Here is a 23,195-nt window from a genome sequence, read left to right as displayed (position 1 = left end):
TATGAAAAGACTTATATTGGCTGAAAAACCATCTGTGGCAAGAGATATAGCTTCGGCTTTATGTAAAAGCCTAAACAAAGATGCTTCAAAGAAAGGGTATTTTGAATGTAAAGAAAAAAACCTATATATCACTTGGGCTTTAGGTCATTTGGTAGAAATAGACGATGAGATAGCCCCAAGAAAGTGGAGCTTAGAAACGCTTCCGATACTGCCAGAGACTTTCAAGTACAAGGTTATAGATAAAACTTCGAATCAGTTTAAAGTGATATCTAAGCTTTTAAAAGAAGTAGACGAAGTGGTAATCGCCACAGATGCTGGAAGAGAAGGTGAGTTGATAGCAAGGCTTATTTTGATGTTAAACCACTTTAAAGGCTCTGTAAAAAGATTTTGGACATCCGATGCTCTTACAAAAGAAGTGATTATAAGGGAGATGGAAAATTTAAAAGATGCTTCTTTGTTTGATAGTTTATATTATTCTGCTTTGGCTCGTTCACATGCCGATTGGATAGTAGGTATAAATCTTACAAGGCTTATGACGGTAAAAGCAGGAGGTGGTGTATGGTCTGTAGGTAGGGTACAAACTCCCACTCTTAAGCTTATAGTGGATAGATATAAAGAGTTTAAGGATTTTATACCAAAAGAATACTATGTAATAAAAGCCATATTTAGTGCTTGTGATGATTGTATAGATAAATCTTATGTAGGGCTTTTGGTATTGGACAAAGCTCAAGAAAAAACTTATAAGACGTTAAAAGACGCTTTGGAAGAAGAAGATCCAGAAAAGACTACAGGTGTTCCAAAATCCAGATATTTTACACCGCTTTTAAAAGAATCAAAAGATGAAATAATAAAAAAACTGGAAAAGGTTAAAGAAGGTATTGTAAAAGATGTAAAAATCACTAAAAGAAAGGAAAATCCGCCACTTTTACACTCTTTGACGTCTTTACAAAGAGAAGCCAACAGAATATACGGATACTCTTCTATGAGGACGTTAAATATAGCTCAAAAGCTTTACGAATCTTACAAGTGTTTATCTTATCCAAGAACGGACTCAAACTACCTCGGAGAGGATCAAGAAACCAAAAATCTTGTTAAAAACATTTTAAAAAAGTTAGTTGATAAAGATACCTACGAATTTTTATCAAAGAATATAAACAAAGTTGGTAAGAGGGTATTTGATAGTTCAAAGCTTACAGACCACCACGCTTTGATACCCTTTGGACCTATACCAGAAGATGCTTCTGTTGAAGAAAAAAATATATACAACCTCGTTTTTAGACGATTTGTAGGTGCTTTTATGGAACCTTACGAATATGCTATTATTACTATAAAAACGATATTAGAAGAATTTACTTTTATATCAAATATAAACATAGAAACGTTGACAGAAGAAGAGTATAAAAAGACTTATCTTTCTTTATATAAACCTTACAAGCTTGAAATTAAAGAATCCTTGTCTGAAGATGAGGATATAGAACCTCAAAACCACCAAGAAAAAGAGAGAAATGCTTACAACACACTAGATTTTGATTATATTAAAAGCCTAAAACCAGATGATAAAGTTTACAAGAGATCTTTAGAAGCTTTGCAAAAGTTTACCAAGCCACCCGTTCTTTACACAGAAGGTACACTTCTTAGAGTTATGGAAAAACTTGGTCTTGGTACCCCAGCCACGAGGGCTTCTATAATAGAGACGCTTTTAGAAAGAAAATACATATCAAGAGTAGATAAGTCCTTACTGCCTACGCTAAAAGGAGAAGAGCTTATAAAATCTCTAAGAGATAGCGATGTATCCAAGCCAGAGATGACCACCACATGGGAAGAAGAGCTTGAAAGAATATACAAAGAACGAAAATCAAAAGAGGGTTATATAAGGTTTATGCACAACATAAAAGAATTTGTATCAGACAACATAGATAGGCTTAAGTTTGTAGAAATGAAACGAGTGCCGATGGCTACAAAGAAAATGATAGAGTTTGCAAGATCTTTGGCAAGGTCAAAAAATATAAAACCACCTCATTCTACGGATTATGAAACTATAAAAGCTTTTATAGAAGAGCATAGTCCTAAAAAAGAGGAGAATACCGAAGAAAACACAAATGGATATACACCCCCCACAGAAAAGCAAATTGCTTTTGCCAAAGATTTGGCAAAGAAATTAAATCAAGAAATACCAGAAGACGCTTACGTTTCTACGAAAACGATGTCAGAGTGGATAAAAAACGCCATAAAACAAACCGGGTATAAAAAATTCTACAGAAGGGGCAAAAAATGACAATAAAGGATGTACAAGAACTAAAAACTAAGATAGACCAGCTTAAAATACTTTACAAACAAGGTAAAACGGATGTAGAAAAAGAGTTGAGGGCTTTTCAAAAAGAATTAAAACAAATATCAAAAGAGTTTTGCAAAAATTTAAGCCCGTGGGATAGAGTAAGCATAGCAAGACACAACGAAAGGCCTCAGACTTTAGATTATATAAAAGCTATTTTCAAGAACTTTGTAGAACTTCACGGGGATAGATGCTATGGAGATGATCCAGCTATAATATCTGGGTTTGCGAAGTTTTACAACAAGAGCGTATGTATAATAGGGCATCAAAAAGGAAGAGATACGAAGGATAAGATATATAGAAACTTTGGTATGGCTCATCCAGAGGGTTATAGAAAAGCCCAAAGGATAATGAAGTTAGCGGAGAAATTTCAAATACCCATTATAACTTTTGTAGATACAGCAGGTGCTTATCCTGGTATAGGGGCAGAAGAAAGAGGCCAAGCTCAAGCTATAGCTACAAGCATAGAGCTTATGGGTAGTCTAAAAACCCATATTATAACCATCATAATAGGGGAAGGTGGCTCTGGTGGTGCTTTGGCTTTGGCGGTGGCTGATAAAGTGCTTATGCTTGAAAACGCCTGGTATTCTGTAATATCACCAGAAGGTTGTGCAGCTATACTCTACAAAGACCAATCAAAGGTCCAAGAGGCTACAAAATCTCTTAAAATAACTGCTCAAGATTTGTATGAACTGGGTGTAATAGATTGTATAATACCAGAGCCCTACTGCGGGGCTCATATGTCTCATAGGCTTACCTTTTACAATGTAAAGTTTTTCTTAAGAAAAGCCTTAAACGAAGTATTGAAATACAGTATAGATGAAATAGTTCAAAAAAGACATGATCGCTATCTCAATATAGGCTTTTACGAAAACGCTTAATTATTAGTCTCTATGCCACTTTACCCTTAGAAAATGAGCCCCTTCTTGGTAGTGTAGCTCTAGTTTACCTTTATAAGCTTTGTGTACAGCTTCTCCTATGCGTCTTGCTATATGTTCGTAAGTGGTTTTGATTGTTATATTGTCATCGTTTTCTTCTATTAGGGCTATTCTTTCTAGGGGTCTTAGGTTTTTCTCTTTTTCTTCTTCATTTTTTATAAGATTCATTATCTCTTCTTTATGAGTTTTTAGGAAATTTCCGCTTAGTTCTACTATACCACCGTAATACTTATCTTGAATTCTTCTGCAAGCTGGGCATATCATCTTTTTTGCATTTTTTGGAGCTTCTTCCCATCTAAATGCCCCGTCCCTAAAGACAACCCCACAAACTTCGCATACAGATGGCTCTTCGTACTTTTCTTTGTTAAAGTAAGGATCGTGAATGTACTCTTCTATCATCCTGTCTTTTCTGTTGTTCATACTGTATACCTCCTTTTAAATTTCATCTTTCTTCTCTAGCTACGCCACGTTTTGAGCTTTTAATAAAATCCACAAACATAAGAGCGTATTTGTTGTCTTTGTATAAAGAAAGCACTTCTTCAATAGCATCTTTTTTTAGCTTTTGGCTTCTAAAAATTATTTTGTAAACATGCTTTATAATCTCTATATCCTCTTTGGAAAAACCTCTTCTTTCTAAACCTATTGTGTTTATGCCAAAAAGCTTAGCGTGAGGGCCAGCCGCTTTTACAAAAGGCGGAATATCCAAAGATACACCGCTTAGTCCCCCCACCATAGCGTAAGCCCCTATTTTTGTATGTTGATGAGCTGCTGAAAGCCCTCCTATAAAAGCGTACTCACCTACTTCTACGTGCCCACCAAGTGTAGCGCAGTTTGCCATAATAACACCATCTTTTACCACACAATCGTGAGCCACGTGTGTATAAGCCATTAAGAAAACGTTTGCACCGATGGTGGTTTTCTTCTTATCAAAAGTAGTTCCTCTATGTATCGTGACGTATTCTCTTATAATTGTGTTTTCACCTATCTCTACAATAGAACCCTCGCCGTTATCTTTAAGATGCTGGGGGTCTTCGCCTATTATGGCTCCGTCGTATATTTTTACGTTGTCTTTTATGATGGTGCCTTTTCTTATAAGCACTTTGTTCTTTATCTTTACGTTGTTTCCTATCTTTACATCATCTTCTATGATGCAAAATTCACCTATTTCTACATTTAAACCTATCTGAGCTTTTGGACTTATTATAGATGTCTTCATAAGTCTATAATTTTACCATATATTTAACGAGGGGTATAAAAGTTTAGATAAATTTCTAAGTTTAACCTTCACCTCTTCAACGTCTTTTCCAACAACGTTTATATGTCCTAATTTTCTCCCTTCTCTTGGTGTTTTTCTATACCAATAAAGACTAGCACCTTCTAAAGACAATATACTATCTTTTAGTTCTTTTGTAAGATTTATATTACCTATTATGTTTATCATCCCACCTTGTGTTATAAGAGAAGGGGAGTGTATTGGCATATCTAACATTGTTCTTAAAAGCAGTTCAAACTGGGAATATTCTGCATCATTCAACGTGTGATGTCCAGTATTGTGTACTCTTGGGGCAAATTCGTTTATATAAACGTCTTTGGCTTTTACGAAAAACTCCACTGCCAAAACGCCTTTTTTTATATCAAGAGCTTTTAGAAGTCTTGAAGTTATAGCTTTGGTTTTTTCTTGTACCTCGTTTGTAAAAACATCTGTATGGTTATACAGTAAGATACCGTTTTTATGTATATTTTTTGTCATTGGCATGAAGACTATTCTATCTTTTGATACACCGGCTATTAATGACATTTCAAAATCAAAATAACAAAACTCCTCTACTAAAAATGTATCTTTATAGTCTTTTAATCTATTTCTTAAAAGCTCTAAATCATCTCTAGTATGTATTACATACTGACCTTTTCCATCGTAGCCGTTTGATATTGTTTTTACCACCACTTCTTTGTTTAAACTTTCTACAACTTCAAAAAGTTCATCTGTATTTTTAGCTTCGTAAAAAGGCACCACTGGGAAGTTGTGATCCTTTAAGAATTTTTTTTCTAAAAGCCTGTTTTGTTTTAACTCTATTGGTTTTACACCAGGATAAAGCTTATCCAGTAGCTTTTCACAACCAAATATCTTTTTGTCAAAATGCTCAAACTCATAGGTTATAACGTCGCTAAAAGCTGCAAACTCTTCCACTTCGTTTTCTTTGAAAACATGTTTAGTTACGTAAGAAGCCGGGGAATCTCCCTCAAAAGATAAGACAGCAAAATCTATATCCATCATGAGCCCTTCCATTACGCTCATCATGGCAAGCTGCCCATCGCCTATTATACCAATTCTCATAACATAATATTATAGCATCATAAGGTTCTGATAAATATATCTCTTTTTGCTGGTGGATAATTCTTGTTTTTAAGCCATAGCCTACTCCACAATAAAGCCTGGCTTTTGCAGCAAGGTTTTTTTCATGCTTTTAGCTCATATATATTCACGATGTAGGGAACTTGTATAAAACTTAATACAATGTGTGTATTATAATAGTATTATGAAAAATTTTATTTTCATGTTAGGATTGGTTGGGGCTTTGTGTTTGGCTTTTGGTGGTGAGAAAGATACGCATCAAGTTATATACCAGACGATATATCAAAAGAAAGTGGTAGCTGAGCCGAAGATACCAGCGTCAAATCAACCGGCCTACATACAGCAATCTTACAGCAGAGAATATTATTATAAATCATGTATGATGGGTCATGAAAAGCCAATAACAAGTGTGGATGAGATGGCAAAGGATATAGCAAATCAGTTGGTTTGTAGTGAGCTTACGCCTATAAGAGCTCCAATAGGTGTCTCTGTGATAGTGGATCTAAATAAATTACATCAAACTACGGATTTTGGTAGGCTTTTATCTGAAGATTTGATATCTCAACTTCAAAGGAAAAATATGGCAGTTATAGATATAAGGGCTCAAACCTTCATGCTTATAAATCCAAAAGGGGAATTTTATTTATCAAGAAACATAAATAATTTAAGAAAAGAATACAAAATAGGTTATGTGTTGGTAGGTACATATTCTGTAGGTGATTACTCAACATCTGTAAATGCCAGAATAATAGATGTCTCAAATGGTTTAGTGGTGGCTACTGCACATGCTTCTATACCTACACAAATAATAAGTGATCTGCTTTACAACTCCTCCCAATCTGTGCCAGAACTACAGCTAAGAGGTTCTTCAATGGTACCTTCTTATCAAAATGTAGCTCAAGTAACGAGTGTGCCAACACAAACTACTTCAGAAGTAAAGCCTTCTTCTAAAAGCGTGAAAAAATAGTTTAAGCCGGTGTAGCTCAGTCGGCAGAGCGAGGCATTCGTAATGCCTAGGTCGTGGGTTCGAGTCCCATCGCCGGCTTTTGTTGATTTCAAAATATAAACATGCTATAATAGTAAAAACTTTTAAAAGGTGGCAAGTATGAAAGAAGGAAAGGTGGTTCAAGTAATAGGAGCGGTGTTAGACGTAGAATTTGACACAGAAGAATTGCCCCCAATAAGACACGGGCTTGTTATGGACAGAAGATTTATGGGGGACAACGACGAGTGGCTTACTGAAAAGCTTTATTTGGAAGTAGCTCAGCACATAGGAGAAAAAAGAGTAAGGGCTATAGCGATGGGATCTACAGACGGTATACAAAGAGGTGCCAAAGTTCAATATTTAGGCGGTCCTATAAAGGTACCTGTTGGAGACGGCATCCTTGGAAGGGTTTTTAACGTAGTAGGACAGCCTATCGATGAAGCTGGCGATATAAAAGCCACAGACTATTGGCCGATGTTTAGGGACCCACCACCTCTTACAGAGCAATCCACAAAGGTAGAGATACTTGAAACCGGTATAAAAGTTATAGATTTGTTAGAGCCCTACGTGAAAGGTGGTAAAGTAGGCTTGTTTGGTGGTGCTGGGGTTGGTAAAACCGTTTTAATGCAAGAGCTAATACACAACATAGCAAAATTTCACAAAGGTTATTCGGTGGTTATAGGTGTTGGTGAGCGCACCCGTGAAGGAAACGACCTATGGCATGAAATGAAAGACTCTGGTGTTTTGCCCTACACCGTTATGGTTTATGGACAGATGAACGAGCCACCAGGTGTGAGGTTTAGAGTGGCTCAAACAGGTATTACAATGGCTGAATATTTTAGGGATGTTCAAGGGCAAGATGTTTTGACATTTATAGATAACATATTTAGATTTGTGCAAGCGGGTTCTGAGGTTTCTACGCTTTTAGGAAGATTGCCTTCTGCCGTTGGATACCAACCTACATTGAATACAGACGTTGGTGAAGTGCAAGAGCGTATCACTTCTACCAAAAAAGGTTCTATTACATCTGTGCAGGCGGTTTATGTGCCTGCTGACGACATCACAGACCCTGCTCCTTACTCTATATTTGCTCATTTGGACGCCACAACGGTGTTGGCTCGTAGACTTACAGAGCTTGGTATATACCCTGCTATAGACCCACTTGAGTCCACATCCAAATACTTAGCTCCAGAATTTGTAGGCCAAGAGCATTACAATGTAGCCATGGAAGTAAAGCGTATACTGCAAAGATACAAAGAGCTTCAAGAAATCATAGCTATACTTGGTATGGAAGAGCTTTCTGATGAAGATAAGGCTATAGTAAATAGAGCTCGCCGTATACAAAAATTCTTATCTCAACGCTTTCACGTAGCAGAACAATTTACTGGTATGCCTGGTTCTTACGTAAAGCTTGAAGATACAATAAGAAGCTTTAAAGAAATACTCACCGGTAAATACGATGATCTTCCAGAAAATGCCTTCTATATGGTAGGAAGCATAGATGAAGCTATAGAAAAAGCTAAGAAAATGTAATATATTAATATATATGAGAAACTTAGCTTTGGCTTTAGGACTTTTGGTGACGGTAAGTTTTGGGGCTTTTGCCATGACCCCGCAAAAGATATTTGAAATGCACTGTATGCAGTGTCACAATGGCAAGAGAGCCCCATCTGCTAAAGAGCTTCACACAAAGTTTGCTGGCAAGAAAAAAGAACTTGTAGAAGCTATATCTCACTGTAGACCAGCTATGGCTTTGCCAGCATCAGAAAGAGAAGCTATAATAAATTGGCTTTCTTCAAAGTAATATAAAGGCGGTATAGCTCAGAGGCTAGAGCGGAGATCTCATAAGTCTTAGGTCGGAGGTTCGAATCCTCCTACCGCCATTTTTTATTTTATATAATTTCTTCTACAATCTCAAAGTCTAGTTTTCCTTTTTGTTCATCTACTTTTATGACTTTTACTTTTACACTATCTCCCAATCTATAAGTTTTATGGCTTTTGGCATCTATAAACCTGTGATTTTCTTGGTCGTAGATAAAATCACCTTCCATAAAACTTATGCTTACAAACCCTTCGGCCAATATGGTTTTTATCTGCACGAAGATACCGTTTTGTATTATACCGGTGATAATGCCTTCAAATATCTCTCCTATCTTATCTTTCATAAACCTTGCCCTTAGGAAATCTATAGCTTCGTATTCAATTTTGTCAGCCAAACGTTCTTTTTCAGACAAATGCACTGCCGCTTCTTCAAGGTAGCTCATATTAAAAGCTAAAGGTTTTTTCTTTAAGATGGATTTTATTATCCGATGTACTATGATATCTGGATACCTTCTGATGGGAGAGGTAAAGTGTGTATAATGTTTTGATGCAAGGCCAAAGTGCCCTATATCTATGGGTGAGTATTTGGCTTTTTGCATGCTTCTTAAGGTTAAAAATCTCACCAAAAACTCCTCCTCTTTTCCTTCAAAATGTTCTATAATCCGCTGAAAGAACTTTGGCTCGAAGTCATCTGGCATTGTAGTTTTGTATCCGAGCCCAGATAGTATAGTTAGAAGATTTTGGACTTTGTCTTTATTTGGTTTTTCATGAACTCTGTAAAAGCCTAAATCTGATTTCTCATTCATGAATGTTGCTATCACTTCGTTGGCAGATACCATAAATTCCTCTATTATCCTATGAGCTATATGTCTTTCGTAAGGTAGTATAGCGCTTGGTTCACCTGTTTCGTCTATTACGATCTCGGCCTCTGGTAGGTCAAAGTCTATACTTCCTAAGTCCCATCTTATCTTATGTCTTTTTCTATAAAGATTTTCCATCTCAATAAGTGTTTCTCTTATGCTTGGAAGTGGTGGCTTGATTTTGCCAGTTATTATATCTAAAGCTTGGTCGTAGGTAAGCCTTGCCTTTGAGTTTATAACGCTTTCATATATCTCGTAATGTTTTAGTTTTGCGCTTTTATCAAAAACCATTTCAACGCTAAGGCAAAATCTGTCTTCATTTGGCACAAGGCTACAAAGGTTTGAGGATAGCTCTTCCGGAAGCATATGTATAGCTTCTCCTGGAAGGTAAACTGTGGTACCTCTTTCGTATGCTTCTTTGTCAAGGGCGCTTCCAAATTTTACAAACAAAGACACATCTGCTATATGTACAAAAAGCCTGTAGTCATCACCTTCTTTTTCAAGATAAACCGCATCGTCAAAGTCTTTTGCTCTTACTGGGTCTATGGTAAAACAAGGTTGGTCTCTTAAGTCTTTTCGTCTTGATATCTCTTTTTGAAAATCAAATTTTTCTAAAAACGAGTTTAACTCTTTTATAGCTTCTTTTGGATATTGATTTTTTAAGTTGTATTTTCTTTTTAAAAGCTCCAAAGACAAGAAGCTCTCAGATGGATTTCCTATTATTTCAATTATTTTTCCTTTGGCTTTTTGAGTCTTTGTAGGATATCTTGTTATTTTTACAAGTACAAGTTGCTCTGGTTTTATATTTTTGCATTGGTTTTTAGAAAGTTCTATATCGTGAAAGTGGTTTTCATCTACTGGATTTGCAATGCATTTTTTGAAATTTGATATACTGCAAACAAACTCCTTTCTGGCTCGTTTTAGGACCCTTTCAATTCTTAGCTCTTCTTTTCCTTTGTAAAGGACCACATATCCTTCCACCTCGTCTTTATCAAACACTTTTTGCATTTCAAAAAATGGTATGTATATATCTTCAGAACCATCCTTTGGTATTAAAAATCCAAAACCTGCTGGATTTGCCTCTACGACGCCCACCACCTTTTTTATAGATTCTCTGTTTAGGCTAAAATGTCCTTTGGTGGTGATGATTTTATCTTGTTTGATTAACTCTCTTAGAACCTTCCTAAGTATCTTTTTATCCACTGGTATATGCTTGGCAAGTTCGCCGAAAGAAACAGGCTTTTTCTTAGAAGATAGAAAACTTTCTATAGCAGTAACTATCTCTTCTTTTTCCATTAGAGCTTTACTCTCCCTTTAAACTCTCTTTGTAGTTCTCTCTTTATGTCTTTTTCTTTTAGCTCTTTTCTTTTATCGTAAAGTTTTTTACCCTTGACTAGTGCTATGTCTACTTTTACTTTGCCGTTTTTAAAGTAAAGGCTAAGCGGTATTATCGTATAACCTTTTTCCTTTGATTTTCCTAAAAGCCTCAAAATTTCCCTTTTATGAAGAAGTAATTTTCTCTTTCTAAGTGGGTCTGGGGGTTTTATGGTGGCGTACTTGTAGGGAGCTATGTATAAGTTGTGTAAAAACGCTTCTCCGTTTTCTATTCTAACAAAAGCATCTTTGAAAGATACGGTTTGCTTGTTCCTTATGGATTTTATCTCTGGTCCTAAAAGCTCAATACCTGCTTGATAAGTTTCCACAATCTCATTTTCATGTAAGCCTTCTTTGTTTACATACCTTGGTGTATTATTTTGTTCTTGTTTTTTCATAATATATAATATACTATATCTACGTTAGTAAGTGTATTTAATTTGCGCAAAAGCTATGGAGCCATGTTATAATAATATTTTGATGGAGGCTTAGTATGAGTATAGGTGTTATACCCAATGAAACCTTGTTTGTGGAGATTGTCCTTTTCTTAGTTTTTGTAGCCATTGTAAATTATATGGTTTTGAAACCGTATCTTGGTATAGCTAAAGAAAGACAAGATCAAGCTGATAAAACGCTTAAAGAAGCTCAGGCTCTTGCCAAAGAACGCGAAATGCTTTTGAAAGAAGCTCAAGAGATCTTAGAAAAAGCTAAAAAAGAAGCCCAACAGATTTTGGAAGAAGCTATAAAAAAAGCAAACGATGAGAAACAAAGAATATTAAAAGAAGCAGAGGAAAAGGCTGAACTTGAATATCGTACTCAAATAGAAAAGATAAAACAAGAATTAGAAGAACAGAAAAAAGTTTTGGAAGCTTCTTTGGACTCTTTAGTAGAATCACTGGTAGAAAAGGTAATAAAGGGGTAAGTTTATGTCTAACTATGTATTTGAAAATATATGGAAAGCTGTTAACGTAATATTATTTTTTGCTTTAGTTTATAAGTTTGCCGGTAAGCAAATAAAAGATATGTTTGAGAAAGCTTACAAATCATTAGTATCTCAAGTAGAAGAACCTCTTTCTAAGCTTTTATCAAATAGAGAGGCTGTATCTTTGGCCAAAAAAGAAGTTGAAGAAGCAAGAAAGAAATATGAAAAAACTCTTGAAAATCAAAGAATACTTGCAAAAGCACAATATGATGAGATACTGTCTCATGCAAAGATAGTGGCCGAGAACATAGAGAAAATGGGTAAAGAAATGGTAGAAGTAGAAGCCAACAGGTTAAAGTCCCAACTTATATCTGGGCTAAGTTCATCTTTGATATCAAAAGCAGAGGTTAAGCTGAAAGAGGCTTTTAAAGATGAGAAGGTAGAAATTTCTTACATAAAGTCAAGGCTTGAGAGGTTAGGCAAATGAAGGTAAACAAGGAGTTGGCTAGAAAGCTGGCAAAGAAGATCATTTCTTCCGTTCCAAAAGATAAAGAATCTCTTAGCGCTGTATCTGATTTTTTAGGGCTTTTAGGAGTACTTTATAGAAAAGAACCAAAATTTAGGGATTTTGTTTTGTCTCCTTTTGTGCCAAATGAGCAAAAAAAACTTTTTATAAAAAGTCTTATACAAAAGGGTAATATACCAAAAGAAATAGAGTTTTTCGTGGATGAGCTTATTGATTTAAACCTTCTTAGAATTGTTGATGAGATTAAAAGGCTGTTTGATTATGAATCTGAAAAGATATTGTCTATTTATAAAGGTAAACTTATATTCGCTAAAGAGCCTGCAAAAGAGCTTGTAGACGAAATAATACAAAGAGTTGAAAAGGTTTTAAATAGAAAGATAGAGCCAGAAATATCTGTTAACGAAGCACTGATAGGTGGGTTTGAGTTAAGGCTTTCTGGATTGGTGCTTGATACATCTGTAAGAGGTGTTTTGCAAAATTTGTCTAATAAAGTTAAAAGCTTATAAAACAGTGTGAAGGTAAAAGCCGCCAGCTGGAATGGCCTTCACGCTAGAAAGAAGGCGGGGTAAAAATACCAGCATCAAGGGTATCCTTGATAAAAGGGTGTGAGATATGACACTTGCTTATGACGACGCTTTGGAGATACTGAAATCTCAGCTTCAAAGCTTTGAAACAGACATAAAGATGGAAGAGGTTGGCGTAGTTTATGCTGTAGGTGATGGTGTTGCAAGAGCCTACGGTCTTGATAACGTTATGGCCAACGAGCTTTTGGAATTTGATAGCGGTGAGGCTGGACTTGCTTTTAACCTTGAAGAAGACAACGTTGGTATCATAATACTTGGTTCAGAGTCTGGTATAAAAGAAGGTAGTATAGTAAAGCGTACGGGTAGAATATTGGATGCTCCTGTGGGTGAAGAGCTTGTAGGTAGAGTTATAGATCCATTAGGTAATCCACTAGATGGCAAAGGACCCATCAACGCAAAGCAAAGAAGCCCAGTAGAAAAGATAGCTCCGGGTATAGTAAAAAGAAAGTCCGTTCACGAGCCTCTTCAAACCGGTATAAAAGCTATAGACGCTATGATACCAATAGGTAGAGGGCAAAGAGAGCTTATAATAGGAGATAGGGCTACTGGTAAAACCACCGTTGCTATAGACACTATTTTAAACCAAAGAGATACCGATGTTTATTGTATATATGTGGCTATAGGCCAAAAGAAATCTACCACCGCCCGTATTATAGAGCTTCTTGAAAGAGAAGGTGCTATGAAATATACCACTGTTGTGGTGGCTTCTGCTACAGACCCAGCTCCTTTGCAATACTTGGCGCCATTTACAGGTTGTACTATAGGTGAGTATTTTAGAGACAACAGTAAGCACGCTCTTATCGTTTACGACGACCTATCAAAACATGCAGAAGCTTACAGACAACTTTCTTTGTTGGTGAGACGTCCTCCCGGAAGAGAAGCTTATCCTGGTGATGTATTTTATCTACACTCAAGACTTCTTGAAAGAGCGGCTAAGCTAAACGATGAGCTTGGCGCAGGTTCTCTGACGGCACTTCCTATAATAGAAACAAAGGCTGGCGACGTGTCAGCTTATATACCAACAAACGTTATATCTATCACCGATGGTCAAATTTATTTGGAACCAGACCTTTTTAACAAGGGTATAAGACCGGCTATAAACGTTGGTCTTTCTGTGTCAAGGGTTGGTGGTAGTGCTCAGATAAAAGCCATGAAACAAGTGGCTGGTACTTTGAGACTTGACTTAGCTCAGTTTAGAGAATTGGAAGCTTTTATGCAATTTGCTTCTGACCTAGACAAAGCTACTCAAGACACCATCAATAGAGGTTTAAGGCTTGTGGAATTGTTAAAACAAGGTCCTTACAGTCCTATACCTGTAGAAAAGCAAGTTATAGCTATATACGCAGGTACAAACGGTTACCTTGACGATATACCTGTATCATCTGTAAGAAAGTTTGAAATGGAGTTATATGGATTTTTAGATGCAAACTTTAAAGACCTCTTGGATGAGTTAAAGACCAAAAAAGCCATAGATGACTCTGTAAAAGCTAAGCTAAAAACAGCCTTAGACAAATTTAAAGCAAGCTTTATTCCATAATAATTTGGCCCCGTTTTGGGGCTTTTATTTAAATAACAACCTTCTTTTTATAATATTTATCAGTTGATCATTGCAAAATTGTTTATTTGTTATATATATAGTTGTACCATTTTTGAAAAGGAGGTTGTTTATGGCTTACGAAAGACTTATAGGTAGTCTTAAACAAGAAAGCAAAGTTTTAGTGTCTGAAGAGATCAGAAGAAGAAAAGCACTTTTAGATAAACTTAAATCTAGTCCTAAAAGTGATTTTGAAGATATATATAGGGAGCAGAAAGAAAAACTTGAAAATAAACAAAAATTGATGTAAAATATACTTAGTTTTATTTAGGGGTCGTAGCTCAGTTGGGAGAGCGCCGATATGGCATGTCGGAGGTCACGGGTTCAAGTCCCGTCGACTCCATTAAGGCTTCATAAAGTATAATAATTTTCAAGGTTTTCAGGTATAATAATAGTATGTCAAAGAAAAAAAGCGGTATAAGGTTAAAAGATTTTGTTGAAACCTATGGTCTAGAGGACAGAGTAGACGAAATAAAAAGTGTACTTAGAGAATGGCGTAGCAAAAACATATCCCAAGTTACGCAGTATATAGAAGAAGAAGACAAAGATTTTTTGATAGATTACTATGAGCTTTCAGGTGCTGTGCTTGTTGAGGAAACTCCAAAAATTGTCGCTAAGGAAGTAGAAAAAGAGCATGTTAAATCTACTAAAAGCCAAAAACCAACTTCTAAAAGACCTCAACAAAAACCAATACAAGCATCGAAAAAACAAGAACCTCCAGCAAGAAAACCAGAAATAAAACAAGAAACAAAAGATCAAGTTGTTATACCAGAGCCAAAGAAAGAAGAGCAATCATCAGCACCAGTACTCTTAGAAACTTCTAAACCTGTAGAATCAAAACCTGTGGCGGAAGAAAAACCAGAAGAAAAGATAGTAGAAGAAAAGATGGAGCAAGATAAACCTATCGAAAAACCTGAAGAGCATATGCATAAAGTTGTTGAGGAAAATATTGCTAAAGAACAACCAAAACAAGAACCTTTAACTGAAGTAAAACCTATTGAAGAAAAACAGTCAGTTCAAGAGAAGGTGAAAGAAGAGCCAATACAGGTAAAAGCCGAAAAACAAGAAAAAGTCGAAACAAAGCAAGAATCTCCAAAGGCGCCTTCTCAAAAACCTAAGAAAGAACCTCAGAAGCCGTCTCCACCAAAAGAAGAAGCAAAGAAAGAGGAAGAGATAAAGATAATAGAAATTCCTGAAGTTATATCTGTAAGAGAGTTTGCCGAGCTTTTAGGAGTGGGTCCAAATCAAATTATAAAAGAACTTTTCCAAGAAGGTATCTTGGTAACTATAAACCAAAACATAGATCCTAACTTAGCTGTTAAAATAGCCGAAAAGTTTGGATACCTAGCTGAGATAAAAAAACCGGAAGTGGTTATAGAAGAGGAAGAACCAGAAGAGGAAGACCCATCGAAGCTAAAACCACGTCCTCCGGTAGTAGTGGTGATGGGGCACGTAGACCATGGTAAAACTACATTGCTTGATACTATAAGAAAAACCAACGTTGCTGCAAGAGAAAAGGGTGGTATAACTCAACACATAGGCGCTTCCATGGTAAAGACTAAGGATGGAAGGCTTATTACATTCTTGGATACCCCAGGACACGAAGCGTTTACAAGTTTGCGTGCCAGAGGTGCTCAGGTAACAGATGTTGCTATATTGGTGGTGGCAGCTGATGATGGTGTTATGCCCCAGACTATAGAAGCTATAAATCATGCTAAAGCTTTTAACGTACCGATTGTGGTAGCAGTTAACAAAATAGATAAGCCAGGTGCTGATCCCTCTAGAGTAAGAAGAGAGTTATCGGAGGTGGGGATTATACCAGAAGAGTGGGGTGGAGATACTGTTTTTGTAGACGTGTCTGCTAAAACTGGGCAAGGAGTTGATGAGCTTCTTGATATGGTTATGCTTGTGGCAGACATGTTGGAGTTAAAGGCCAATCCAGACAAAAAGGCAAAGGGTACTATTATAGAATCGAGACTAGACAAACAAAAAGGTCCAGTGGCTACAGTACTTGTTACGGAAGGTACTTTGAAGGTGGGGGATATATTTGTAGCAGGTGCTACTTACGGTAGAGTAAGGGCTATGATGGACAGTTATGGCCATAAGGTCAAGCAAGCAACACCTTCTATGGCTGTAGAGATTATAGGTTTTGAAGAAGTGCCGGAGGCTGGAGATGTATTAAAGGTTGTGGATTCTGAAAAGCAGGCAAAAGAACTTGCTCAAATAAGAAAAACGGCCAAAGAGCAAGATAAAAACAAAGAGCTTGGTATATCTTTAGATGATATATTTAAGAAAATCAAAGAAGGTGAAGTAAAAGAGCTTAAACTTATAGTAAAAGCCGATGCCGTAGGTTCTTTGGAAGCCATTAAAAAATCTTTATCAGATATAAAAACCTCAGAAGTTAGCATAAAGGTAATCCATGAAGGCGTTGGTTCTATCACCGAAGGCGATGTAATGCTTGCAAAAGCCGCAAAGGCAATAATACTTGGTTTTAACGTAAGACCAGACGCTAAAGCAAAAGAAGCCGCTGAAAGGGAGAAAGTTGATATAAGGGTTTACGGCATCATCTATGAGCTTTTAGACGATGTGAAGAAAGCCATAAGCGGTATGCTTTCACCGGTAAAGAAAGAAATCACCCTTGGACTTGCTGAAGTAAGAGCTACTTTTAAGGTAAAGGGTGCTGGTACTGTAGCTGGTTGTTATGTATTAGAGGGTAAAATTGTTAGAAATCAACGGGCAAGACTTATAAGAAACGGTGTTGTAATATACGATGGCAAGATAGAATCTTTAAAGCGTTTCAAGGAAGATGTAAATGAGGTAGCTAGAGGTTACGAATGCGGTATAAAGCTTGAGAACTACAACGATATAAAAGTGAAAGACGAAATAGAATGCTATGAAATAAAGGAAGAGAAGCAAACCCTTTAACGTTTAATGCTATGGTTTAAAAATATATCAAGTTTTAGATTAAAACTCATAACCCTTTTTAGTGTTCTTGTAATTTTAAGTATGGGGTTTGTAGCCATTAGCACATCGTTTGTTCTTCATAAAATCCTAATAAACTATATGTATACATATCTAAACAATCAAGCAAAACCTGTTATAGAGTTCTATTCTATATATTCAAACGATCTTGCCAAAGAGGCTAAAGATATGATAGACGATATTACATCAGAAAATATAACTGCTGTTGTTTTATCTTCAAATGGTGGTGTGCTAAGTGTAGGGTCTTTTGAAGATTCTGAAAAACCCATACCTATAAACAACTATATTTTAAGCCTATTTTTAAAGAAACCAATGGGTACTTTTGAAGAGAACGGAGAAGATTACGCTTACATAGTCAAAAAGACAAAGGATGTTTATTTTGTAGTAATAGGTAGGTTAAGAGAGATAAACAAGGTTATAAAGCAATTTATTTATATGCTTACTGTCCTTACGATAGGAGTTGTTGTATTTTCTGTACTTACCATATATACGATTTTAAACAAAATATTAAAACAGCTTGATGATATTACAAGGATATCTGAAAATATATACGCTGGTAATATGGACATAGATATTCCAGATAGTAGTTCCAGCGATGAATTTGGGATAATGTTTAGGGCTTTTAAAAACATGGTAGAAAAATTAAACAATACCATAAAAATCCAGAAAAACTTTATAGCGGATGTTTCTCATGAATTTAAAACCCCAATTAGCTACATAAAAGCTCAAATTGAGTTTATTTTGACAGGGGTTTATCAAGAAGATGAGATGTTTGATGTGCTTAAGAAGGTTTATAAACAGACGGATGTACTTAGTAAGTTTACAGAAGACCTTTTGGCTTTGGCTCGCTTAGAATCAAATATACCTATATCTAAAACAGAGGTAGATGTGGTTTCGCTTCTTAATCAACTAAAAGAAGAGTTCTCAATCCAAAATAGAAATATCATTCTTGATATTAAAAGCCAAGATACTTGGATAGCAGACCCACACTATTTAAAAATAGCTGTGAAAAATCTTTTGGAAAATGCTATTAAGTATTCTGATAAAGATATTATACTTGGATATACAGGGGATTGTATCTATGTAAAAGATTTTGGCCCTGGTATTCCTGAGGAGAACTTGCCTTATATATTTGAACGTTTTTACAGGGTTTCAAAAGATAAAAGAGGACTTGGCCTAGGGCTTTCTATAGTAAAAGCGGTGGCTCAAGTGCACAATTTTAACCTAAAAGTAGAAGTAAAAGACGGTACAACTTTTTATATATGCAAATGATATAATAAATATAAAATGAAAATAGGCCTTATAGCTGGTGCTGGTGAACTACCAGAAGTGTTTAGAAAAAATGCTATCAAGAACAAAGAAGAGGTTTTTACAGTAGGCGCTAAAGATATCACCACTATAGAGGCAGATGTTTATTTACCTGTTGGTAAAATCTCTAAACTCATAGAGCTTTTAAAAGAAAAAAAAGTAAATAAGATAGTGATGCTTGGGAAATTTGAACATAAACTCAGTTTAGATCCGAGAAATTACGATATAAAGGCTGTTTCGATACTTACTTCTTTAAAAGACAAAACCCCTTCAAGTATTATAAGGGCTTTTATGGATTTTATGCAAGAAGAGGGTTTTAGCTTTTTGGATCCAAAGCCTTATTTATTTGAGCTTTTAATAGAAAAAGAAGGGCTTTTAAACGATGTAGAGTTGGATAAAAATGTTGTTGAAGATATAGAGTTTGGTGCAAAGATAGCAAAGAATATTGCAGATATGGACATAGGTCAAACGGTGGTGATAAAACAAAAAGCCGTTGTGGCTGTGGAGGCTATGGAAGGTACAGACAAAACTATTCTTAGGGCTTTTGATATAGCTGGTAAAGGTACTGTGGTGATAAAATCAGCCCGTACAAATCAAGATTTTAGGATAGATGTACCCACCGTTGGTATAGATACGTTAAATACTTTAAAAGAGGTAAAGGCAAAAGCTATTGCTATTCAAAAAGGAAAAGTTTACGTGCTTGAAAAAGAAAAGTTCATTAAAATGGCTAACCGTTTTGGTATAGGTGTATACGCTTATGAATAGAAATATGCTTATATTGTTTTTAGCAACACTTTTTCTCTTAAACCCTTCTTTTGCCCTTGATAGATGTGATGTTTATGGTTTGTTTTTAGAAACTTGTGCTAATTTTGGTCAAAAACACGATTTTAGTGCCTGTGGCGATCTCGAAAATGAACTATCAAAGATCATTAAGTCCAATTCTAAAAGCACAAAACTTTTTATAGAAGCTTGTACTACGGCTTGTAAAGGCGCTGTTTTAAACAAGGGGATTTCTAAATTTGGTGTTGAAGCTTTTGTGAAAATGTGTAAAGTAATAAAATGAGAATAGTTTTAGAGCTTTTAAAGGAAAACATTTTAAACAACATAAGCCAAATCTACAATAGTGTGAATAAACCTATAATTGCTGTGGTAAAGGCAAATGCCTATGGCATGGGAAGTGCTGAGGTTTCTAAAGTTCTTGATGATAATCCCTATGTAAAATCTTTTGCGGTGGCTTGCATAGAAGAAGCTGTAGAGTTAAGAGAAGTGGATATAAAAAAACCTATCCTTGTGCTAGGAGGTGTTCTTGATCTAAAAGATGTAGAATACCTAAAATATTATAAACTTACGCCGGTTATTTCAAGTACCTATCAGTTTGATATGATAAAGGACGCCGGTATAGACTTTCACGTAAAGTTTGACACTGGTATGGGAAGGCTTGGTTTTTTTGAACTTCAAGAGGATATAGCAAATCATCCTAATTTAAAAGGTATTATGACTCACCTTGCTTCACCGTTAGATAAAGAGTATAGCGCTTTTCAAATACAAAGGTTTAAAAATATTGTTAAAAGCTTAAAAAGAAATAGTATTGAAATACACTATCAAAGTTCTGCTGGGCTTATGTATGAAAAAGATTTTACAACGGCTATAAGAATAGGCCTTGCAATGTATGGTGAGAAACCCTATGAAGGTTTTGACATACCTATAAAGCCAATATACAAAGTAAAGGCTAAGGTTATATCACTAAAAAATTTTAAAAAAGGCGATAAAATCTCTTACGGAGGAACATATACTTTATCTAAAGATGCTACTATAGGTGTGGTTTCTATGGGGTATGCCGATGGTATTCCAAAATCTCTTGCAAACAAATGGTATTTTGATTTTAACGGTGTAAAGCTTCCAATGGTTGGTGCAGTGACTATGGACATGACGATGTTTGAACTTCCCGATGAGGTAAATATAAAAATAGGGGATTATGTTGATTTTGTAAACGAAAAGCAAACGTTTTCTATGGCTTCTAAAATCGTAAAAACAATACCTTACGAGTTGATGTGTAGGATGGGTAAAAGGGTAAAAAGAGTAGTGGTTTAATATTCTTTGATATCACACTACCTTGTTAAAATATTCCTTAAAATTTTACAAGGAGTTAAGTGTGGTGGGTACCATGAAGGGAAGTATAGGTACCAAACCGTGGCATACTTGTAGGGTGTGGCAGACTTGTAGGGTGTGGCAGACTTGTAGGGTGTGGCAGACTTGTGAATCGTGGCATACTTGTCTTTATAGGTGCTCACTCAACTTATACACCTTCGGATTAAAATATGTTATACTATCTACATTGGGGCTTATTGAGCTTCTTAAGTTTTTCTTAAGAGCTGGCCGTACTTCAATAGCTGAATATGTGTAGAGAGTTTTTACATACTTTTGATAACCCCCACGGCATTTTTAACTTTTTTAGTTAGGGGTTTTATTAGATTGTTTATACAAAAATAAGTTTTATTAGCCTTCCAGCTTATTGTCTGACAATCAATTAATTTTACCGTAAAACCGTAAAGCCGTAATTACATAAAACCGCAAAACCGTAATTACGGCAAATTTGTAAAAGGCTTGTTGTTTCATCTGAACCGTGTGGGTTAAGAAGCGCTTTATTATGTATGAAGGTCAAATAGTAGGTAAGAGTTTCATCTGAACCGTGTGGGTTAAGAAGACGGTAGTGTGGATTGCTGGAAAGAGTTATCCTCTTGTTTCATCTGAACCGTGTGGGTTAAGAAGCAATGAGGTACCACTTGTGTGGTACCTTTTTCAATTCGTTTCATCTGAACCGTTTGGGTTAAGAAGATCATATGATTGGGCATCATTATCCTACACTCTTACACAGTTTCATCTGAACCGTGTGGGTTAAGAAGTTTATCGTTCTTGTTGGCTTTATAAAACACACCAAAAGTTTCATCTGAACCGTGTGGGTTAAGAAGCATTGTACCGTATCATTTGTCAATAACTCATAATCAGTTTCATCTGAACCGTGTGGGTTAAGAAGAAGAAAACGTATCCTCTAAATACTTTTAATTTGTAGTAAAATAGATCTATGGATATACAGCCCCATGATTCATTTTTTAAGCAGATATTTTCTGACCCTAAGAGGGTAAAATTGCTTCTTGATATCTTTGCTAAAGATATAGGGCAAGAGATACACTCTATAACACCTGTTAATACAGAAAAGTTTTCTTCTAAATCTCAAAAGTTTATGCTTGATTTACTTTTTAGCTGCAAGGTAGAAGATCAAGATGCTTATATAAGGATTGTACTTGAACACAAATCTTATCTTGATAAAGAATTACCTATTCAGCTTCTATACTACAACGCCGCTATCTGGGAAGAAGCTATAAAAGAAAAAGATTATTACCCTCCTATTATCAACATTGTTTTTTATCATGGAAAAGGTGAATGGAACGTACCCACATCTTTACCTATTGTTAAAAATACCAAATTAGAAAAATACGCATCTAAGCTAAACTATATACTTATAGATTTAAATCGAATATCAGATGAAGATATTATAAGTAAGGCACATCAAGATCTTTGCACACAGTGGGCTATGCTTGCAATGAAGCATATATTTGATAGCATAAAAGGCTTTATAAAAGTACTTGAGCTTATAGCTGATTATATCAAAACCCATGATTATATAGAAAAATCTCATTGCATATTTTTAACGATTGATTATATTGTATCTGTGAAGAATAACCCTGAGGAAGTTGAAAGTATTTTAAAAGAGCTAACAGGAGGTGACGAGAAGATTATGACACTAACAGAAAAGTGGATGATGGAAGGATTAAAAAAAGGTAGGCAAGAAGGATTGCAAGAAGGATTAGAAAAAGGATCTCTTAAAACCAAAAAAGATGACATCAAGAGTGCTGTCCTTATCAAGTTTGGAGTACTACCAAAAGAACTTGAAGAAAAGATAGAAAACACAGATGATATACAGATTTTAGATGACATGTTTAAAAAGGTTATACTGGCTGGTAAGATTGAAGAGATTTTGTAAGCTAAAAACCCACCTACTTCAATCAAACGTGCAAGTTTGCTATATCTTAAACATATAAATTGTTGTATGCTTGTAATGTGTGAACTTGTCTTATAACATGTCTCTGTTAAAAAGACAGGCATATAAGACGTGCTCACTCAACTTATACACCTTCGGATTAAAATATGTTATACTATCTACATTGGGGCTTATTGAGCCTCTTAAGTTTTTCTTAAGAGCTGGCCGTACTTCAATAGCTGAATATGTGTAGAGAGTTTTTACATACTTTTGATAACCCCCACGGCATTTTTAACTTTTTTAGTTAGGGGTTTTAGTGGATTGTTTATACAAAAATAAGTTTTATTAGCCTTCCAACTTATTGTCTAACAAGCGATTAATTTTGCCGTAAAACCGTAAGTACATAAAACCATAAAACCGTAATTACGGCGAATTTGTAAAAAGCTTGTTAGACAATGATTTAAACTTGATAACGGTACACTAAACTTTGCAGAATCTGGCATTTTCGGAAAATTACCTTCATTTGCGAGGGGTACCCCCTTGACAAAACCATTGATACACTATATAATATTAGGAG

General features: G+C 35.6%; 21 protein-coding genes, 3 tRNA genes and 1 CRISPR repeat array. Of the genes, 19 read left to right on the top strand and 5 right to left on the bottom strand.

The genetic code is table 11. The annotated features are described in order from the left end of the window. Position 1: 1 nt before the first annotated feature. On the top strand, positions 2–2,275 hold the full coding sequence (locus tag HYD3684_RS05120) for a DNA topoisomerase (protein WP_015419613.1): 2,274 nt from the start codon (positions 2–4) through the stop codon (positions 2,273–2,275). Beyond that, positions 2,272–3,213 carry an acetyl-CoA carboxylase carboxyltransferase subunit alpha gene (locus tag HYD3684_RS05115; protein WP_015419612.1) on the top strand — a complete coding sequence of 314 codons (942 nt, stop codon included), beginning with the start codon at positions 2,272–2,274 and terminating at the stop codon, positions 3,211–3,213. Before HYD3684_RS05120 ends, HYD3684_RS05115 begins: the two co-directional genes overlap by 4 nt. A 3-nt stretch (positions 3,214–3,216) precedes the next feature. Here the strand turns inward: HYD3684_RS05115 and HYD3684_RS05110 are convergent, their stop codons facing one another. From HYD3684_RS05110 to HYD3684_RS05100, 3 genes are read right to left on the bottom strand one after another with little or no spacing between them, the layout of a single operon-like run. Beyond that, entirely contained in the window at positions 3,217–3,690 is a 474-nt protein-coding gene (locus HYD3684_RS05110; RefSeq protein WP_015419611.1) for a BCAM0308 family protein, read from the bottom strand. Between the two features lie 22 nt (positions 3,691–3,712). Further along, a complete protein-coding gene (gene lpxA / locus HYD3684_RS05105) occupies positions 3,713–4,486 on the bottom strand; it encodes an acyl-ACP--UDP-N-acetylglucosamine O-acyltransferase (protein WP_015419610.1) in 774 nt (257 codons plus the stop codon). Between the two features lie 12 nt (positions 4,487–4,498). Then, a complete protein-coding gene (locus HYD3684_RS05100; RefSeq protein ID WP_015419609.1) occupies positions 4,499–5,605 on the bottom strand; it encodes a 5-(carboxyamino)imidazole ribonucleotide synthase in 1,107 nt (368 codons plus the stop codon). 202 nt (positions 5,606–5,807) lie between these two features. On the opposite strand from HYD3684_RS05100, the gene HYD3684_RS05095 reads away from it, so the two are divergent. The 5 genes from HYD3684_RS05095 (at position 5,808) to HYD3684_RS05075 (ending at position 8,491) form a co-directional block, all read left to right on the top strand. Then, complete coding sequence (locus HYD3684_RS05095; protein WP_015419608.1) at positions 5,808–6,590, top strand: FlgO family outer membrane protein; 783 nt, start codon at positions 5,808–5,810, stop codon at positions 6,588–6,590. Between the two features lie 5 nt (positions 6,591–6,595). Continuing rightward, positions 6,596–6,668: transfer RNA gene (locus tag HYD3684_RS05090), tRNA-Thr, on the top strand. A gap of 60 nt (positions 6,669–6,728) precedes the next feature. Next, positions 6,729–8,141, top strand: a complete 1,413-nt coding sequence (atpD, locus tag HYD3684_RS05085) for a F0F1 ATP synthase subunit beta (RefSeq protein WP_015419607.1) — start codon at positions 6,729–6,731, stop codon at positions 8,139–8,141. 13 nt (positions 8,142–8,154) lie between these two features. Further along, a complete protein-coding gene (locus HYD3684_RS05080) occupies positions 8,155–8,412 on the top strand; it encodes a cytochrome c (protein WP_015419606.1) in 258 nt (85 codons plus the stop codon). Positions 8,413–8,418: 6 nt separating this feature from the next. Then, positions 8,419–8,491: transfer RNA gene (locus tag HYD3684_RS05075), tRNA-Met, on the top strand. 9 nt (positions 8,492–8,500) lie between these two features. Here the strand turns inward: HYD3684_RS05075 and rnr are convergent. Together rnr and smpB are read right to left on the bottom strand one after the other, a co-directional pair. Next, positions 8,501–10,585 (bottom strand): ribonuclease R, encoded by a 2,085-nt coding sequence (gene rnr, locus HYD3684_RS05070; RefSeq protein WP_015419605.1) that lies wholly within the window; start codon positions 10,583–10,585, stop codon positions 8,501–8,503. Continuing rightward, entirely contained in the window at positions 10,585–11,061 is a 477-nt protein-coding gene (gene smpB / locus HYD3684_RS05065; protein ID WP_015419604.1) for an SsrA-binding protein SmpB, read from the bottom strand. Before smpB ends, rnr begins: the two co-directional genes overlap by 1 nt. Positions 11,062–11,156: 95 nt before the next feature. Between smpB and HYD3684_RS05060 the strand changes: the two genes are divergently transcribed. From HYD3684_RS05060 to HYD3684_RS05010, 12 genes are all read left to right on the top strand, one after another. Beyond that, a complete protein-coding gene (locus HYD3684_RS05060) occupies positions 11,157–11,585 on the top strand; it encodes an ATP synthase F0 subunit B (protein ID WP_015419603.1) in 429 nt (142 codons plus the stop codon). 4 nt (positions 11,586–11,589) lie between these two features. Then, positions 11,590–12,072, top strand: coding sequence for an ATP synthase F0 subunit B (locus HYD3684_RS05055; RefSeq protein ID WP_015419602.1), 483 nt, complete (start codon positions 11,590–11,592; stop codon positions 12,070–12,072). Next, positions 12,069–12,617, top strand: coding sequence for an ATP synthase F1 subunit delta (gene atpH, locus HYD3684_RS05050; protein WP_015419601.1), 549 nt, complete (start codon positions 12,069–12,071; stop codon positions 12,615–12,617). The genes HYD3684_RS05055 and atpH overlap by 4 nt, the downstream gene beginning before the upstream one ends. Before the next feature lie 106 nt (positions 12,618–12,723). Further along, positions 12,724–14,232, top strand: a complete 1,509-nt coding sequence (gene atpA / locus HYD3684_RS05045; protein ID WP_015419600.1) for a F0F1 ATP synthase subunit alpha — start codon at positions 12,724–12,726, stop codon at positions 14,230–14,232. 130 nt (positions 14,233–14,362) lie between these two features. Then, positions 14,363–14,539 (top strand): hypothetical protein, encoded by a 177-nt coding sequence (locus HYD3684_RS08405; protein ID WP_015419599.1) that lies wholly within the window; start codon positions 14,363–14,365, stop codon positions 14,537–14,539. 20 nt (positions 14,540–14,559) lie between these two features. Continuing rightward, a tRNA-Ala gene (locus tag HYD3684_RS05040) sits at positions 14,560–14,632 on the top strand. 53 nt (positions 14,633–14,685) lie between these two features. Then, positions 14,686–17,214, top strand: coding sequence for a translation initiation factor IF-2 (infB, locus tag HYD3684_RS05035; protein ID WP_015419598.1), 2,529 nt, complete (start codon positions 14,686–14,688; stop codon positions 17,212–17,214). Positions 17,215–17,295: 81 nt separating this feature from the next. Then, positions 17,296–18,543 (top strand): HAMP domain-containing sensor histidine kinase, encoded by a 1,248-nt coding sequence (locus HYD3684_RS05030; RefSeq protein WP_237698580.1) that lies wholly within the window; start codon positions 17,296–17,298, stop codon positions 18,541–18,543. A 15-nt stretch (positions 18,544–18,558) separates the two neighbouring features. Next, complete coding sequence (gene lpxI, locus HYD3684_RS05025; RefSeq protein ID WP_015419596.1) at positions 18,559–19,344, top strand: UDP-2,3-diacylglucosamine diphosphatase LpxI; 786 nt, start codon at positions 18,559–18,561, stop codon at positions 19,342–19,344. Then, a complete protein-coding gene (locus tag HYD3684_RS05020) occupies positions 19,337–19,642 on the top strand; it encodes a hypothetical protein (protein WP_015419595.1) in 306 nt (101 codons plus the stop codon). The genes lpxI and HYD3684_RS05020 overlap by 8 nt, the downstream gene beginning before the upstream one ends. After that, positions 19,639–20,670: an alanine racemase gene (gene alr / locus HYD3684_RS05015; RefSeq protein WP_015419594.1), complete on the top strand. Its 1,032-nt coding sequence runs from the start codon at positions 19,639–19,641 to the stop codon at positions 20,668–20,670. The genes HYD3684_RS05020 and alr overlap by 4 nt, the downstream gene beginning before the upstream one ends. A 518-nt stretch (positions 20,671–21,188) precedes the next feature. Beyond that, a CRISPR array of direct repeats spans positions 21,189–21,613; the repeat unit is 29 nt; unit sequence GTTTCATCTGAACCGTGTGGGTTAAGAAG. Between the two features lie 48 nt (positions 21,614–21,661). Next, a complete protein-coding gene (locus HYD3684_RS05010) occupies positions 21,662–22,621 on the top strand; it encodes an Rpn family recombination-promoting nuclease/putative transposase (RefSeq protein ID WP_015419593.1) in 960 nt (319 codons plus the stop codon). Positions 22,622–23,195 lie beyond the last annotated feature (574 nt).

Origin of the sequence: Hydrogenobaculum sp. 3684, assembly GCF_000213785.1 — a bacterium.
GTDB lineage: Bacteria > Aquificota > Aquificia > Aquificales > Aquificaceae > Hydrogenobaculum.
The sequence above is the reverse complement of the archived record's forward strand: the minus strand, read 5'-3'. Positions and strand labels throughout refer to the sequence as shown.